The sequence below is a fragment of the Massilia sp. BSC265 genome, from assembly GCF_000740675.1.
Lineage (GTDB): Bacteria > Pseudomonadota > Gammaproteobacteria > Burkholderiales > Burkholderiaceae_D > Telluria.
In genome coordinates this window covers 66,199-82,928 of record NZ_JPXI01000029.1, presented here as the reverse complement: position 1 = coordinate 82,928, position 16,730 = coordinate 66,199, and the positions used below count along the sequence as shown (strand labels likewise).

The 16,730-nt window shown below is 65.4% G+C and carries 10 protein-coding genes; 4 read left to right on the top strand and 6 right to left on the bottom strand.

Annotation, left to right across the window (positions count from 1 at the left end; genetic code table 11):
* The first annotated feature begins 81 nt into the window (after positions 1-81).
* Positions 82-843 (top strand): DUF1080 domain-containing protein, encoded by a 762-nt coding sequence (locus MA09_RS07560; protein ID WP_036246702.1) that lies wholly within the window; start codon positions 82-84, stop codon positions 841-843.
* A 45-nt stretch (positions 844-888) separates the two neighbouring features.
* On the opposite strand, the gene MA09_RS24495 is transcribed toward MA09_RS07560, so the two are convergent.
* Positions 889-1,089: a hypothetical protein gene (locus MA09_RS24495; protein WP_152594586.1), complete on the bottom strand. Its 201-nt coding sequence runs from the start codon at positions 1,087-1,089 to the stop codon at positions 889-891.
* A gap of 138 nt (positions 1,090-1,227) precedes the next feature.
* Positions 1,228-3,432, bottom strand: coding sequence for an OsmC domain/YcaO domain-containing protein (locus MA09_RS07555; RefSeq protein ID WP_036246701.1), 2,205 nt, complete (start codon positions 3,430-3,432; stop codon positions 1,228-1,230).
* 264 nt (positions 3,433-3,696) lie between these two features.
* Between MA09_RS07555 and MA09_RS07550 the strand changes: the two genes are divergently transcribed.
* Positions 3,697-5,457 carry a glycoside hydrolase family 9 protein gene (locus tag MA09_RS07550; protein WP_051933260.1) on the top strand — a complete coding sequence of 587 codons (1,761 nt, stop codon included), beginning with the start codon at positions 3,697-3,699 and terminating at the stop codon, positions 5,455-5,457.
* A 130-nt stretch (positions 5,458-5,587) separates the two neighbouring features.
* A complete protein-coding gene (locus tag MA09_RS07545) occupies positions 5,588-7,123 on the top strand; it encodes a tryptophan halogenase family protein (RefSeq protein WP_036246699.1) in 1,536 nt (511 codons plus the stop codon).
* A gap of 13 nt (positions 7,124-7,136) precedes the next feature.
* Here the strand turns inward: MA09_RS07545 and MA09_RS07540 are convergent, their stop codons facing one another.
* Genes MA09_RS07540 through MA09_RS07525 form a run of 4 tightly spaced genes read right to left on the bottom strand, consistent with a single transcriptional unit; the run spans position 7,137 to position 13,103 of the window.
* Positions 7,137-8,225 (bottom strand): SGNH/GDSL hydrolase family protein, encoded by a 1,089-nt coding sequence (locus MA09_RS07540; RefSeq protein ID WP_081897469.1) that lies wholly within the window; start codon positions 8,223-8,225, stop codon positions 7,137-7,139.
* A complete protein-coding gene (locus MA09_RS07535; protein ID WP_036246698.1) occupies positions 8,222-8,422 on the bottom strand; it encodes a hypothetical protein in 201 nt (66 codons plus the stop codon). Before MA09_RS07535 ends, MA09_RS07540 begins: the two co-directional genes overlap by 4 nt.
* Before the next feature lie 26 nt (positions 8,423-8,448).
* Positions 8,449-11,328, bottom strand: coding sequence for a TIM-barrel domain-containing protein (locus MA09_RS07530; protein ID WP_152594585.1), 2,880 nt, complete (start codon positions 11,326-11,328; stop codon positions 8,449-8,451).
* A 32-nt stretch (positions 11,329-11,360) separates the two neighbouring features.
* Positions 11,361-13,103, bottom strand: a complete 1,743-nt coding sequence (locus MA09_RS07525; RefSeq protein ID WP_229440602.1) for a DUF5597 domain-containing protein — start codon at positions 13,101-13,103, stop codon at positions 11,361-11,363.
* Positions 13,104-13,656: 553 nt separating this feature from the next.
* Between MA09_RS07525 and MA09_RS07520 the strand changes: the two genes are divergently transcribed.
* Positions 13,657-16,719 (top strand): TonB-dependent receptor, encoded by a 3,063-nt coding sequence (locus MA09_RS07520; protein WP_036246696.1) that lies wholly within the window; start codon positions 13,657-13,659, stop codon positions 16,717-16,719.
* Positions 16,720-16,730 lie beyond the last annotated feature (11 nt).

The window sequence follows — 16,730 nt, the reverse complement described above, 5'->3', positions numbered from 1 at the left end:
AGGATTTGCCGAGGGTCGAAGGCGTTTCGGTTGCCGGATCGGCATGCTAAGCTCCATGCCTGTTTATCCATGGAGCGGAGCATGATTGCAAGACTGGGCGTGGCGGTGGCTGGATTGTCGATGCTATTTCCATCGATGGCGCAGGACCGGCCACAGCCGGATCCCAAGGCAACGGAAGTATGGGCACCGGAGCCCAGGCGCGTCGTTCCGGGCTCGTCGGCTTCCGCACCTTCGGACGCGATCGTGCTGTTCGACAGGAAGGACCTGCGCGAATGGGTCTCGGCGGCGGATGCCCACAAGCCCGCCGGCTGGTCCGTGGACGGCGGCACGTTCACCGTACGTGGCGGAAGCGGCGACATCCAGACCAGGCGCCTGTTCACGGACTTCCAGATCCACCTCGAATGGCGCGTGCCCGCATCGCTCCCCGGTACCGGCCAGGCCAGAGGGAACAGCGGCCTGTTCCTTGCTTCGACGGGCAGCGGCAGCGGCTACGAAATCCAGATCCTCGACTGCGCCGACAACAAGACCTACGTCAACGGGCAGGCGGGCAGCATCTACAAGCAGCACGTCCCCCTCGTGAACGCCTGCGCTGCCCCCGGAGAATGGCAGACTTATGACGTCATCTGGACGGCGCCGCGCTTCGCCGCCGACGGCGCACTGGTCTCGCCCGCCTACGTCACCGCCTTGCACAATGGCCTCGTGGTACAGAACCACGTCGCCCTGCCGGGCGAAACCGTGTACGCGGGCAAGCCGTCGTACCGCAAGCACGGACCCGCGCCGATCAAGCTGCAAGACCACGGCGACCCGGTGAGCTTCCGGAACATCTGGGTGCGGCCACTCTGATGTGGCCGGTCGTGCGCGCGCCGCATTCGCGAGCGCCGGACAGGATCAGGCGACGAACCCGGCAATCGTACGGGTCAGCAGCGCCACGCCCGAGGCGATCAGTTTCGCGCCGACCGCAGCCAGCACGATGATCGCGGCCAGCTGGACGATCCGCAGTGCCAGTTCGTGCCCCCGCCAGGCCCGCCCGAAACGCAAGGGACCATGGAACCGTGCCGCCAGGTGCGGGGATGCCAGTCGAAGTTTCATGATTGTCTCCGCTAGTATGCTTTGTTGTAGATCCAGCATACTCCTCGGCCACCCTGCCTGCAAATCGGCGGCATCATGCGCGTGCGCGGCTTCCTGCTGGAGTGACTCGCCGCAGGAAGCGCTTGCGGAGCTAGCGGCTTAGGCGGCCGCGCGCGCGGCATTGGCCCGCGCCTTGTGCAGTTTCCGGTAGCTGTCGATCAGGCGCTGGTGCCGCTCCAGCCCTTCCAGCTGCATGCTGGTCGGGGTCAGCCCGAAGAAGCGCACGCTGCCCTCCACCGAGCCGATCACCGCATCCATGCGCGGATTGCCGAACATGCGGCGGAAGTTCGCCACGTAGTCGTCCAGCGCCAGCTCCTCGTCCAGCACCACCGACAGCACCGCATCCATCGCCTGGTAGAACAGCTTGCGCTCGACGGTATTGTCGTTGTACTGCAGGAAGGCGCCGACCAGTTCATGCGCTTCGTCGAAGCGTTTCAGCGCCAGGTTGATCAAGAGCCGCAGTTCGAGGACGGTCAGCTGGCCCCAGTCCGTGTTCTCGTCGAACTCGATACCGATCAGGGTGGCGATGTCCGAGTATTCGTCCAGCTCGTTGTTTTCCAGGCGGTCGAGCAGCGCGGCGAGGGCGTCGTCGTCGAGGCGGTGGATATTCAGGATGTCTTCGCGGAACAGCAGCGACTTGTTCGTGTTATCCCAGACCAGGTCTTCCACCGGGTAGATTTCCGAATAGCCGGGCACCAGGATGCGGCAGGCATTGCTGCCCAGCTGGTCATACACCGCGGTATAGACCTCCTTGCCCATGCTTGCCAGGATGCCGAGCAGGGTCGCGGCTTCTTCGGCATTCGAATCCGCGCCCTGGGCCGAGAAGTCCCATTCGACGAAATCGTAGTCCGACCTGGCGCTGAAGAAGCGCCACGACACCAGGCCGCTGGAATCGATGAAGTGCTCGACGAAGTTATAGGGCTCCGTCACGGCCTCGCTGGCAAAGGTCGGCTGCGGCAGGTCGTTCAGGCCCTCGAAGCTGCGTCCCTGCAGCAGCTCGGTCAGGCTGCGCTCGAGCGCGACCTCGAAGCTCGGATGCGCGCCGAAGGAAGCGAACACGCCGCCGGTGCGCGGGTTCATCAGGGTGACGCACATGACCGGGTAGGCGCCGCCCAGCGAGGCGTCCTTGACCAGTACCGGGAAGCCCTGCTCTTCCAGGCCCTGGATGCCGGCCAGGATGCCGGGGTATTTCGCCAGCACTTCCTGCGGAACGTCGGGCAGTGCGATCTCGCCTTCCAGGATCTCGCGCTTGACGGCGCGCTCGAAAATCTCGGACAGGCACTGCACCTGGGCTTCGGCCAGGGTATTACCGGCGCTCATGCCATTACTGGCGTACAGGTTTTCTACCAGGTTGGACGGGAAATACACGGTTTCGCCATCCGACTGCCGCACGAATGGCAGCGAGACGATGCCGCGCTCCACCTTGCCGGAATTGGTATCGACCAGGTGCGAACCGCGCAGCTCGCCGTCGGGATCGTAGATATCCAGGCAGTATTCGTCGAGGATTTCCTCGGGGAGCGCATCGTCCGGGCCGGGCTTGAACCAGCGCTCGTTCGGATAGTGGACAAAAGGCGCGTTGGCGATATCCTCGCCCCAGAACGCGCCGGCGTAGAAGTGATTGTTGTTCAGGCGCTCGATATATTCGCCCAGGGCCGAGGCCAGCGCGCTTTCCTTGGTCGCGCCTTTTCCATTGGTGAAGCACATCGGCGAGTGCGCATCGCGGATATGCAGCGACCACACGTTCGGCACGATGTTGCGCCACGAGGCGATCTCGATCTTGATGCCCCAGGAGGCCAGCATGGCGGACATGTTGGCGATGGTCTGCTCCAGGGGCAGGTCCTTGCCCGGGATGTAGGTGCGCGCCTGCGCATCCGGCTGCAGCGCCAGCAGGGCCTGCGCGTCGGCATCGAGGCTCTCTACTTCTTCGATCACGAATTCGGGGCCCTGCTGGACGACCTTCTTGACCGTGCAGCGCTCGATCGAGCGCAGGATGCCCTGGCGGTCCTTCTCGGAAATGTCCGGCGGCAGCTCGACCTGGATCTTGAAGATCTGCTTGTAGCGGTTCTCCGGGTCGACGATGTTGTTCTGCGACAGGCGGATGTTCTCGGTCGGGATGTCGCGGGTGTTGCAGTACAGCTTGACGAAGTAGGCCGCGCACAGGGCCGACGAGGCCAGGAAGTAGTCGAAGGGACCGGGCGCGGAGCCGTCGCCCTTGTAGCGGATCGGCTGGTCGGCGATCACCGTGAAGTCGTCGAACTTGGCTTCGAGACGAAGCTTGTCGAGAAAGTTGACCTTGATTTCCATAATAAATCCTCAATACCTGCTGGGTGACATGGCCAACGCTGATGTTTTCTGCGACTGGGCGCCCGCCCGACCATCCAAATAACAAAGCCCTGTAAGAACAGGGCCTCTCACTAAACCGCCTACTGTCGAACTGCTGCTGCCACCTGCCGCGGTGACGTCGACGATGCCATTATCCGCGACGATCAGGGCGCGCGCAATCGACGTTGACGCCGCCTGACGCCGAACGGTATGATGAAATCGATTTCACGACAAACAGGAGACAGCATGCACCACCCCGCGTACCCGTCGGCAACTTACGTGCCACCGCATCGGCTCCGCCTCGCCGCCGCCTGGGCTGCGCTCCTGCTTGCCGGTAGCGCCGGCGCCGCGCAGGGGACCATCAAGCTCAACCAGGTCGGCTTCTTGCCTGCGGCCCAAAAGCTGGCGGTCGTGGCCGGCGATGCTCAGGCGCGCTTCGAGGTGGTCGATGCGGCCAGCGGCAAGCAGGTGTTCGAGGGTAGCCTGGCCGGCGCCGGCACCTGGGACGCCTCGGGCGAGCGCGTGCGCCTGGCCGACTTCTCGGCACTGCGCGCCCCCGGCAACTACCGCCTGCGCGTCGCCGGCCTGCCCGAGTCGGCGCCCTTTGCCATCAAGCCCGGCGTCTACCGCGAGCTGGACATCGCCGCCCTTCGCAACTATACGCTGAACCGCAGCGGCATCGCCCTCACCCCGGCCGTGGCCGGCCCCTATGCGCGCCCGCTGGCCCACCCGGACACGGGGGTCCTGGTGCACGCCTCGGCCGCGTCGAAAGCGCGTCCCGCCGGCACCGTGCTCTCGAGTCCGAAAGGCTGGTACGACGCCGGCGACTACAACAAATACATCGTCAATTCCGGCATCAGCACCTACACCCTGCTGGCCGCCTACGAACATTTTCCGGAGTGGTTCGCTAAGCTCCCCCTGAACCTGCCGGAATCCGGCAACGGCCTGCCCGACCTCCTCAACGAGACGCTGTGGAACCTCGACTGGATGCTCACCATGCAGGATCCGAACGACGGCGGGGTCTACCACAAGCTGACCAACAAGTCCTTCGACGGCATGGTCATGCCGGAAAAGGCGACGGCGCCGCGCTACGTGGTGCAGAAGACCACCGCGGCGACGCTCGACTTCGCGGCCGTGATGGCCGCCGCCAGTCGCGTGCTGGCGCCCTTCGACAGCCAGCAGCCGGGCCGTTCTGCACGCTACCTGGCCGCGGCCGAAAGCGCCTGGCGCTGGGCCGAGGCCAACCCGAAGGTCCTGTACGCGCAGCCGGCCGACATCCAGACCGGCGCCTACGGCGACGGGAGCGTGGACGACGAATTCGCCTGGGCGGCCGCCGAGCTCCTGATCAGCACCGGCAAGGCGGCCTACCGCACCCACGCCTTCGCGCATGCGGGCGCCGCCGCCAAGGGCACCGAGCCGGGTTGGGCCGATGTCGGCATGCTGGGCTGGATCTCGCTCGCTCAGCACGGCAAGCGCCTGCCTGCGGGCGTCGATGCCGCTCCCGTGCGCAAGCAGCTGCTCGCAAACGGCGACCGCCTGGTCGAGCGCTGGCGCGCCTCGCCCTACCGCGTCACCATGGGTAGCAAGGACTTCGTCTGGGGCAGCAGCTCGGTGATCCTGAACCAGGCCATGATGCTGGTGGCGGCCTACCGCGTCGAGCCGAAGCCCGACTACCTGGACGCGGCGCAGTCGGCGCTCGACTACGTCCTCGGCCGCAACGGACCCGGCATGTCCTTCGTCACCGGCTTCGGCCAGCGCTCTCCGATGCACCCGCACCACCGCCCGTCCGAAGCGGACGGCATCGAGGCGCCGGTGCCCGGCATGCTGGTGGGCGGCCCCAACCCCGGCCAGCAGGACGCCAAGGACTGCCCGGCTCCCTATCCATCGAAGTTGCCGGCGCTGTCCTACCTCGACCACGTGTGCAGCTACGCCAGCAACGAGATCGCGATCAACTGGAACGCCCCGCTGGTGTACGTGGCCGCCGCGGTGGAGTCGCTGCAGCGCTGAAACAGCAAAGCAACACCAGTTGTTGTACGCAAACATTTTCATTGCCCGGCAATCGGGACCTGCTCTACACTTCCTGTCGTATTGACGCGTCTCGGGCGGGCATACGACAGGAACAGGAACGGGAGACACTATGAATGACAAGCCGATCCGCCGGATCGTGATCGTGGGGGGCGGCACCGCCGGCTGGATGACGGCGGCCCCGCTGGCCCAGCGCCTGGCGCGCCGCGCCGACGCCCCCTGCGAGGTGATCCTGGTGGAGTCGCCCGAGATCGGCACCATCGGGGTCGGCGAGGCGACCCTGCCGACCATCCGCTTCTACAATGCCGCGCTCGGGCTCGATCCCGACAACTTCGTGCGCCAGACCAAAGCCAGCTACAAGCTCGGCATCGAGTTCACGGACTGGGGGCGCGTCGGCAACCGCTTCTTCCATGGTTTCGGCGACTTCGGCCCTTCGCTCGGCAAGCATCCTACCTACATGTACTGGCTGCGCATGGCCGCGCAGTTCAACAACATGCCGGCACTGGAGAACTGGTCGGTGTCGTCGATGATGGCGCGAACGAACAAGTTCGTGCCGCCGGACGAGCGCACGCCCTCCCCCGTCCTCGACACCTACTCCTACGGCTACCATTTCGATGCCGGCCTGTACGCCAACCACCTGCGCGACTACGCGATCGCACGCGGCGCCCAGCGCATCGAGGGCATGGTGGTGGAAGTCGAACAGCACCCGGAAAGCGGTTACATCACGGCGCTCAAGCTGCGCGACGGACGCCGGATCGAGGGCGACCTGTTCGTCGACTGCTCGGGGTTCCGCGGCCTCTTGATCGAAGGCGCCTTGAAGGCGGGCTACGAGGACTGGAGCGAGCAGCTGCCCTGCAACAGCGCGCTCGCCGTGCCCTGCGCCAGCGCGGCGGCGCTGACACCCTACACCCGCTCCAGCGCAAAGGAGGCCGGCTGGACCTGGCGCATCCCGCTGCAGCACCGCACCGGCAACGGCCACGTGTACAGCAATGCCTTCACCAGTGACGAGCGGGCACGCGAGGTATTGCTCGACTCCCTCGACGGCGACGCGCTCGATGAGCCGCGCCAGCTGCGTTTCGTCACGGGCCGGAGGAAGAAGTCCTGGGTCAAGAACTGCGTTGCAGTGGGCTTGTCCGCCGGCTTCGTCGAGCCCCTGGAATCGACCAGCATCCACCTGATCGAGACCGCCGTGGGCAAGCTGGTCGAGCTGTTCCCGGACCGGGAATGCCGTCCCGAACTGGCGGATGAATTCAACCGGGCCATGGGCGTACGCTATGAATCGGTGCGCGACTTCATCATCCTGCACTACAAGCTGACCGAACGCGACGACTCGGAATTCTGGCGCTATTGCGCCAACATGCCGATTCCGGATTCACTGCGCCACCAGATCGAGCTGTTCCGCGAGACCGGACGGGTCGCCATCCTGGACCGCGACGGCTTTGCCGAGCCTTCTTTCGTTGCCATGCTGATGGGGCTGGGCGTGGTACCCAAGCGCTACGATCCGTTCGTGGACGGCGTGGACATCCGCCAGGTGCACGGGCACTTCGCCGGCGTGCGCGACATGATCGCGCAGGGCGTGAACCGCATGCCCGCGCACGACGCCTATATCGCGGGCCAGGTCAAGGGGGCGAGTCCACGCGCCGCCTGAGCGGTGCCTGGGCTTACCAGCCCATCCGCGCCCGGACCAGGGCGGTCAGCTTCGCCGCATTCGCCCGATGGTGATGCACCCGCGGATGCTGGCCGTAGCCTGTATAGTCGAAGAACAGCGTGTCGATCCGCTTGTCGCCGTCTTCCTTGCGCATGCGCTCCACCGCAGCCATGACGTAGCCCGGCCAGGGCGAGCCGGGCCGGGTCGCGTCCATGCTGCCGAGCGCGCAGACGATATAGGCCTGCGGGTAGAGGCGGCGGATCCGCTGCACGAAGTTCTTGTAGGCCTCGACGCGCTGGGCATCATCCGGTTCCGGCTGCAGCTTGTGGTCGCGGCCGATCAGCCAGCTGTCGTTCTGCAGCAGGTTGACGACCACCACGTCCGGCGTCCAGCGCTTGAAATCCCACTGGCTGTCGTTGTCGCCGACCGCGCTCAGCTGGTCGTAGAAGTCCGGCATGGTGAAGGGGAACCAGCTGATCATCACGCCGATGCCGCTCTGCGAAGTCATGTGCACCTCCGCGTTCAGCTGCCGGGCGGCGATGGCGGCATAGGACAGGAAGCTGTTCTTGTCCTTGCCCGCGTCGTCGCGGCCGTTCACTGCGCCCTCGTTGCCCATGCCGCTGGTGATCGAGTCGCCGAAGAACTCGATCCTGCGCTTCGGCCGCGGCGGTGGCGGCAGCAATTGGGCACCGTGGTCCAGTTCCAGGCCGCGGAACACCGTCGCGCCCTCCTCGCCCTCGGTGCGCTTGGTGATCAGGAAGCTGTGCGTGCCGGGCGCGAGCTTTTGCGCCACCACGTACGTCGCCTCGCCCTGCTTCGCTTCCACGACCAGGGGCGCGGACAGGTCGCCGTCCAGGAAGACGTTGAAGTAGTTCCGTCCGCGCTGGTCGTCCAGCTTGATGGCCAAGGAGGTGCCAGTGAAGCGCCCGGCGATCGAGGTGTTGGGCCAGGAGATCACGGGCGCGGCCGGCTGCGAAAAGTCGACGCGGCCCGTGTACTGCAGCTTCGCATCGTCGGGCGAGACTGGCGTGGCGGCGATGGCCGGGCCGGCGTGCAGCAGGCCTACCAGGGCCAGGCCCAGGGAAAAGGAAAGTGGTCTCATTGCGGAGCTTTCAGGAATACCGGCGGCGCGTCCAGCGTGATGACCTTCGGATGGTGATAGACCCTGTTCTTGTGCTCGGCCGTATTGTAATCGTCGCCGGTCCAGAACTTGCTCTTGTCGGCCGCGCCGGAGCCGGCGTTGCGCCGGGGCGCCGCGAACAGCGGCAGGCTGGCCGCCGCCCCCGACAAGGCGGCCATCCCCTTTGGCGGCTTGCTGCCCGAGATCACAGCTTGATCGTCACCGGACGGCCATCGTAGCTGACCGACTTGTCGTAGGCATCCAGGTCCTGCGCAGCGGCGGTGCCAGGGCGCAGCACGCGCACGCGGAACTCGCGCTGCACCGGCATGCCCTGGTACTTGCCCTGGCGCGCGCCGATCGTCACCGTGCCCTTGCGGTCGTCGTAGCTGAACGGGATGCGGCTGTACTCGCCGCGCGCATAGGCATTGCTCACGCCGTCGTCCTCGTAGAGGCTGGCCTGGCCGTCGGCCCCGGCGACCACCTGCAGCACCAGCGGCGCGTCCGGCCTTTCGTCCACGTACTGGGTGACCGGTCCGGTCGTGATCAGCGCGCCGGCGCGCAGGAACAGCGGCATGCGCTCGCGCGGCGCCTGCACGGTGATGGTCTTGCCGCCCTTGTAGCGTTCTCCGGTATCGAAGTCGACCCAGTCGCTGCCCGCCGGCAGGTAGACCTGGCGCGAACGGGCGCCGTAGACGGTGACCGGGGCGACCAACAGGCTGGGGCCGAACATGTACTGGTCCTTGATGTTCTTCACGCGCTCGTCCTGCGGGAAGTCCATCGCCAGGCCGCGCATCATCGTCCCGGAATGGTAGTGGGTGTCAGCCGCCATCGTGTAAATATACGGCATCAGGCGGTAGCGCAGCTTCAGGTAGCCGACCATGGCGTCGCGCATTGCGTCGTCCCCGAGCGACAGGTTGTAGATCTCGCGCTTGACCACCTCGCCGTGCGAGCGGAACAGCGGAGAAAAAGCCCCGAACTGGAACCAGCGCAGGTTCAGCTCGCGCCATTCCTTCATGTCTTCCGGATTGGCGCGATTCGTGCCGGTCGCGCGGTTTTCCTGGGCCGAGCCGACGTCGCCTGCCTGGTACCGGGTCTCCTGGGCATAGCCGCCGATGTCATGCGTCCAGTGCGGAATGCCCGACATCGAGAAGTTCACGCCCGAGGCGATCTGGTCGGCCAGGTTGTTCCAGCGGCCCACGGTGTCGCCGCTCCACACCGCCACCGAATTGCGCTGGATGCCGGCAAAGCCCGAGCGCGACAGGATGAACTGGCGCTTGTCCGGCTGGTCGCGGCGCAGGTTCTCGGCAAAGCCTTGCGAGTGCACCAGGCTATAGGGATTGAAGGTAATCTCGCCGGCGCCGTAGACGGTCGGGCCGATCAGCTGCTTGAAGTCCTCCAGCCGCGCATTCGACAGGATGTCCGGCTCGGTATTGTCCATCCACCACGCGTCGAAGCCCAGGTCGACCAGCTTGTGCTTCATCTGGCGGTAGTAGATGTCGCGCGCTTCCTTCGTGTACGGGTCGTAGTGGCTGTTCTTGTAGCCGGGGCCGACCCAGTCGAGGTCGCCGTTCTCGACGTTCCTGGTCCACATATGGCCCTTGGCGGCCAGTTCCTTGTAGTTGTCGGTATTGGCGTAGAATTTGCCCCAGATGGACAGCATGATGCGCGCGTTCTGCTTGTGCACCGCGTCCACCATGCCTTTCGGGTCCGGGAAGCGGGCCTTGTCCCAGTCGTGCGAGCCCCAGCCGTCTTCCGGCCAGTAGAACCAGTCCTGCACGATGTTATCCAGCGGCCAGCCGCGCTTGCGGTATTCCGCCACGGTGTCGAGCAGCTGCTGCTGGGTCTCGTAGCGCTGGCGCGACTGCCAGTAACCATAGGCCCACTTGGGCATCATCGGCTGCTGCCCGGTCAGGTGGCGGTAGCCGGCGATGACCCGGTCCATGCTGTCGGCGCTGATGACGTAGTAGTTGATCGCCTCCGCGATTTCCGACGACATGGTCAGCGAGTGGCGCTGCGGCGTCGGCAGCGGATTGTTGTGGGTGATGGCGATCATCCCGCTGGAAACCTTCCAGTCGAGGTGCAGCTTGACGGGCTTGTTCTTCTCGAACTTCACTTCGAAGTTGTGGTACCAGGGGTTCCAGCCCATGCGCCAGACATCCATCACCTGCCTGCCGTCGATGGAGAGGCGCGCGTAGTCGGACGAATACAGCTGCATCTTGTGCACGCCCGGCTTGTCGCTCACCATGCTGCCTTCCCAGACCACCCGGGCGTCCTTGATCTCCTTCAGCGGCGGCAGCTCCTTCGGCCAGTTTTCCGCCACGTCCTTCAGGTACTGGTAGGCGATGTCCTTTTCCCGCCGGGTCAACGCCAGCTGGCCGTCGATGTAGTAGCGGGCGGTCAGGCCGCCGGGCTTGCCCTGTGCATCGAGCAGGGTCAGGTCGCGCGACATCCAGGCGTAGGGCGTCGGATCGCCGAAGCGCGAGATGCTGTTGTTATCCCACAGCAGGCCATAGTTCTTGTCGGAGACAACGAAAGGTACCGAGGCGATCATGTTGTGCTGGGCCAGCAGCACGTCTTCGCCGTTGTAGTTCATCTGCGAGTTCTGGTGCTGGCCCAGGCCGTAATAGGCGTCGCGGGTGCCATGGTTGAAACCTTGGGTGATCGCGAAGAAGGGCTTGCCGCCGACCGTAACCGGCTTCATGCTCTCCGCGTCCTGGCGCAGGATCGGCTTGCCGGACGCGTCGAAGAAGGCAATCCGCCCATCCTTCAGCGACACCGTGGCCGAAATTTTCCCCGCCTTGAGCAGCACCGCCTGGTCCTTGCCGGCCCGGGTGTCATCCACGCTGAAGCTGCAGGCGCAAGGCGTGGCAACGGTCATCAAGGAGGGCGTGAGCGCCTTGCCGGGCGTATCGAACTTCAGGACCTGGATGATGTTGTCGCTCATCAGGTTGAGGCGCACCAGCTTCGCGGCCCCGCCGTCGGGCCGGACTTCGATGCCGGTGGCGGTCTTCTGGTAGCTGCCGGCAAGGGCCTGGGTGGCTGCGCACAGCAGCAGGACGGCGCTCGCCATTCGTGTGATTTGCATTGCTGGGTCTCCCGGTCTTGTTGTGTGTCTGCTTAATGTTCGTAGGTGCGCATCCTGACCTTGAGCACGGTCGGCGCGGCGGGCAGGTTCAGGCCGTAGTCGGTCTGGTCGCCGTTCCAGTTGCGTTCCATGACCCATTTGCCGGCAGCGTCGAAGCGTCCCTCCTCCACCCGCGCGTACATGGCGGGCGCGTCGGCGCTTGGCGCCAGCTTGACGCGCGCCCGCTGGCCGACCAGCACGAATTCGCCGGGGCCGATCTGCGCGATCGCTACCCCGCCGCCGGGCAGTTCGGTGCCCTCGGCGTACTCGCTCTTGTCGCGTAGGTACCGACGCTCGCCGAACTGGAACTCGCGAAAGGAAACCGTCGCCTTCCAGCCATCCATCGCGACCGTTTGCGGCATCCGGTCGTCGCCCTCGGCCACACCGTGGGTACGGCCTTCGAAGGCCCAGCGTGCCCACAGCCGCGACATCGGCGCAAACGTGGCGTACACCTGGGCGAAGGGCTCGACCATGCGCCGGTCGGTGTATCGGGAGCCGAGCGGATAGTTGCTGTAGCTGGCATAGTCGATGCCGAAGGGGACGACGCCGAGCGCGCCCTTGCCGACGATCTGGTACACATAGCGCGCATAGCCGGCCGCATTGCCCATCTCCGCCACCATCAAGGCGTTGTCCGGGCGCTGGAAACCCGCCAGCACGGCGCTGACCTTGCCGGATTCCGGCATGTAGATGTCGGGCGCCGCGAAATCGATATGGGGCGCGGCTGCCTTGTAGATACCGATCACGTCCCAGGTCGGGCCGCCGCTGGCAAAGTCTCCGCGCCAGGCCGTGGCGGCTTGGCCGGGCTGGCCGGGTTCGCGCAGCGCGTTATTGACGAACATCGGCAGGTCGTACTCTGCGCGTCCGGCCTTTGCGATTTCCTCGATATAGCTGGCGATTGCCCAGCTATGGAAATACTGCTCGGCATAGCCGCCGTATACCTCGCCCCAACTCCCCTGCGCCGGGTGCCCCGCAGGCGCGGGCTGGCGTGCCAGCACGGCCGCCGGCACCCGCTGGCGGAAGGCGGCCTCGGCCCGCGCGCCGTAGTCGCGCACCAGGCCGTAGGTGCCGACCTCGTTCTCCACCTGCACCATGATCACGGTGCGCTTGCCGGCGTCGATCTTGCGGATGTGCCGCATCAGGGCCACGAAGGCCGCCTTGTCGGCCGCCAGCGTGGCTTCTCCGAAGGGCGACAGGCAGTAGCTGGCCTGGCCGTCCTTGTCGCGCATGCGCGGAAAGCGCCCGTTATCGAACTTCACCCATTCCGGCGTGTAGGCCGGGCCGGTGTTCTTCCAGGTGCCGAACCACAGCAGGACCAGGCGCTTGCCATGCTCGCGCGCCTGCGCCACGAGGGTGTCCACGTAGCTGAAATCGAACCTGCCCTCGCTCGGCTCGAGCTGTTCCCACGCCACCGGGATTGCCAGGGTGTTCGCGTGCGCGTCCTCGAGCGCGGCCCACACCTTGGGCAGGGCCGCCGGGTAGTTGCTGGAGTTGTGGGCCTGGCCGCCCAGCACCAGGAAGGGTGCGCCGTCGACCAGCAAGGCGTGGCGGCCCTCGCGCTCGACGACGCGCGGCAGTGCCGGTTCGCCGGCGCCGGCCGGCACCGCCTGTGCAGGCTGCACCAGCAGCATAGGGACGACGAGGGCAAGACGCCGCATGCCGCGGCGGCGGGAAGGAAGGCGCATGGTCTCCTGCTGCTTGTTGTTGGTGTCGGTGGTCTCGGCACTTCTCGCCTGCATCGTAAGCCAGCAGGACGCGTCATTGCAAGGGAAATGTTCGCGCTAACATGCGGCTGTACCGGCGCCCGGCCCCGTCCGCCGCGGGAAGTCACCCGCCGGTAGCGAAAGGCTTGCACCGTCCGATTCGCCGGTCCACCATCGTCCCGGGCTGCCCGCGCATGTCCAATCTGCTAGGGGACCCGATACGCGTCGAATTACAATGACGTGACTGCACCAACACTTCCAAAACAAAAAACTACAACGCTATGAAATCGATTTCTTGACCTTGCACAATCTATTGCGTACTGTAGAGAATCAGTGAGGTCGGTGGCAGCAATTCCCTCTGTTTTCGACGCCAAGCTCCCTTGAATGCAGGGACGAAGGCTGAATCCGACTGTCACCGCAACGGTCTCCGGGCCCATTGACTGTTGTGCATAAACAAAACCCGCAAGTTTGTAAAGTTTGTTGCGACAGTGTATGGTAGCGCATGACAATCAGTGTTAGCGGCGGCCCGAAGCAGCGCTGACGCATGATGGTGTAACACATAAAAAAATTACCTATATCAGGAGACAACGTGAGGAAGTTCCAGAAAACAGCGATCGCTGCAGCGGTCGCGCAGATTGCCGTCATCTATGGCGGCGCAGCTTGGGCCCAGACCACCGACACCACCTCCGCCGATCCCGCCGCATCCAAGGCGGCCGTCGTCACCGTGACCGGCCAGCGCGCCGCGATCCAATCGGCCCAGAAGCTCAAGCAGGAGGCCGATGAAGTCGTCGACTCGATCGTCGCCGAGGACATCGGCAAGCTGCCGGACCGTTCGATTACCGAAGTCCTGAGCCGCGTGGTCGGCGTGACCATGGACCGCAGCGCGCCGAACGATCCGCAGCACTACGCCGTGGAAGGTTCGGGCATCGCGATCCGCGGCCTGACCTACGTCCTCTCGGAGCTGAACGGCCGCGAAGCCTTCTCGGCCAACGGCGGCCGCTCGCTCAGCTTCAGCGACGTTCCGCCCGAGTTGATGGCCGGCGTCGACGTGTACAAGAACCCGTCGGCCGAGCACATCGAAGGCGGCATCTCCGGCATCGTCAACCTGCGCACTGCCATGCCTTTCGACTTCAAGGGCTTCAAGGGCGCCGCCACGGTCAACACCAGCTACTCCGAGCTGCTGAAGAAGCGCTCCGACCCGAGTGGCTCGGTGCTGTTCTCGAACCGCTGGACCACCCCGCTCGGCGAAGTCGGCGCCCTGATCGACCTGGCGTCCTCCAAGACCAATACCCGCAACGACGCGATGAACATCTCGCCCTACTATCCGCACGTGAACGACATCGTGCCGGGCAAGACCATGTGGGTACCGAAAGGCGCGGAATGGCGCTCGCAGACCTTCAACCGCAACCGCAAGGGCGATTACGCGGCCTTCCAGTGGCGCCCGGTGCGCGACCTGACCGCCGGCCTGACCTACTTCCGCTCGCGCTACCGCGAAGACTGGTCCGAACAGGCCTTGCTGACCCAGGAGACGAACCCGTACGAGATGCAGGTCCAGAACGGCGTATGGTCCAATACCGGCGCCTTGCTGGCCGGCACCTGGTCGAATCCGGAAAACGGCGGCGTCAACTACAACTCCGACCGCCGCGTCTCCGACCGCCACTCGAGCACCCAGGACATCGCCCTGAACATCAACTGGCGCGTGTCCCCTGCCTGGACCGTGGTCTCCGATTTCCAGCGCATCAAGGCCCGCACCCAGGGCTTCGATTCGGACGTGGCGACCGGCATCCGCGTGCCCAGCCAAGCCGTCGACTTCCGCGGCGACCGCCCGGTATTCAGCTTCACCCCGGCCGACCTGGCCTACTTTGCCGACCCCAAGAATTACTACTGGGCGTACACGATGGAGCACCTCGACAACTCCACGGCGGACAGCAAGGCCTGGAAGACCGACGTCAAGTACGACTTCGACCATCCGGTGCTGCGCGACATCCGTTTCGGCGTGCGCCTGCAGAACCGCGACACCCTCAACCAGAACACCAATCCGAGCTACAACTGGCAGGGTGTGACCCAGCCGTGGATGGTGGGCTGGCGCATCCCGCACGAAGCCTTCCTGAGCGACCCGCGCTTCGCCGGCGGCGCCTCGCTGGTCGGCCAGCCGAACTTCTTCGGCGGCGACGTGACCATTCCGGGCGTGTGGTTCCCGGACGACGCCGTGGCGCGCGGCTACCCCAACAGCTATGCCAAGCTGCACGGCTATAGCCTGGCCCTGTGCGAGCAGCAGAAAGCGGCCCAGGGCTGGGGCGATTGCGTCGCCTGGAAGCCCGCCGGCTTCGCCGACGACCCGGCCAGCATCAACCAGCAGAGCGAGAAGACCCGCGCCTTCTACACCCAGGCACGCTTCAGCTTTGACGACTGGGGCTATCCGATCGACGGCAACATCGGCGTGCGCTACGTGAAAACCACGTCGAACGCCTTCGGCTACACCGTGTTCGCCCCGAACCTGCCGACCATCCCGGAAGGCGCCAGCGTGGTGGGCGCGAACCTGATCCCGAACATCCCGGCCTTCTCGAAGCGCCAGGATTACGAGAACACCTACCACAATTGGCTGCCGAGCCTGAACCTGCGCTACAAGGCCGCGGACAACCTGCAGTTCCGCTTCGCCGTCGCCAAGTCGATGTCGCGCCCGGACTTCGGCCAGCTGGCCGCCTACACCTCGCTGTCGCAGTCGGTGCGTTCGACCACGACCGGCGGCGGCGATACCGGCCTGCCGACCACGGTGACCTTCAACGGCGTGAGCCTGACCGGCACCGGCCAGGGCAATCCGAACCTGCGTCCGGCCACCGCCACCTCGGTCGACCTGACCGCCGAGTGGTACTTCGCCAAGGCCGGCTCGCTGACCTTCGCGATGTTCAACAAGGACATCAAGAACATCATCGTCAACCAGAACTACCAGTATGCGGTGAAGGATGCCGCCGGAACGGATCGCCAGTTCCTGGTCACCGGCCCGACCAACGGCGCGCACGGCTACGCCCGCGGCGTCGAGGTCGCCTACCAGCAGTACTTCGACTTCGTGCCGGACTGGCTCAAGGGCCTGGGCACTCAGCTGAGCTTCACCTTCGTCGACAGCGAACGCAAGCTGAACAATCCGGTGTACTCGGAATGGTGCAGCGGCGGCGAAGGCGCGGACAACCTGAACCTCTCGATCAACGGTTGCGACGTCGACATGCGCTCGTTCGGCAACCTGCCTCTGCAGGGCCTGTCGAAGCGGACCATCAACGTGGCGCTGATGTACGAACGCGGCCCGGTCCAGGCGCGCCTCGCCTACAACTGGCGTTCGCGCTACCTGCTGGGCGTCAACCAGTGGGGCACCCGCGGCACCGACGCGCGCGACATGAACCCTGCCAGCCCGGCCTACGGCACCTACAACGGCGACAACAACCAGGCCTACGGCCTGCCGCTCTGGATGGACGACTACGGCCAGCTGGATGGTTCGTTCTTCTACAACGTCACCCCGAAGCTGCGCATCGGCGTGGAAGCGACCAACCTGACCGACACCACGGTCAAGCAGCTGATGCAGCAGCACATCGGCATGCTGGGTCGCGCCTGGTTCAAGACCGGCCGCAGCTTCGGCGTCCGCGCGTCGTACGACTTCTGATGTAAGCAGCA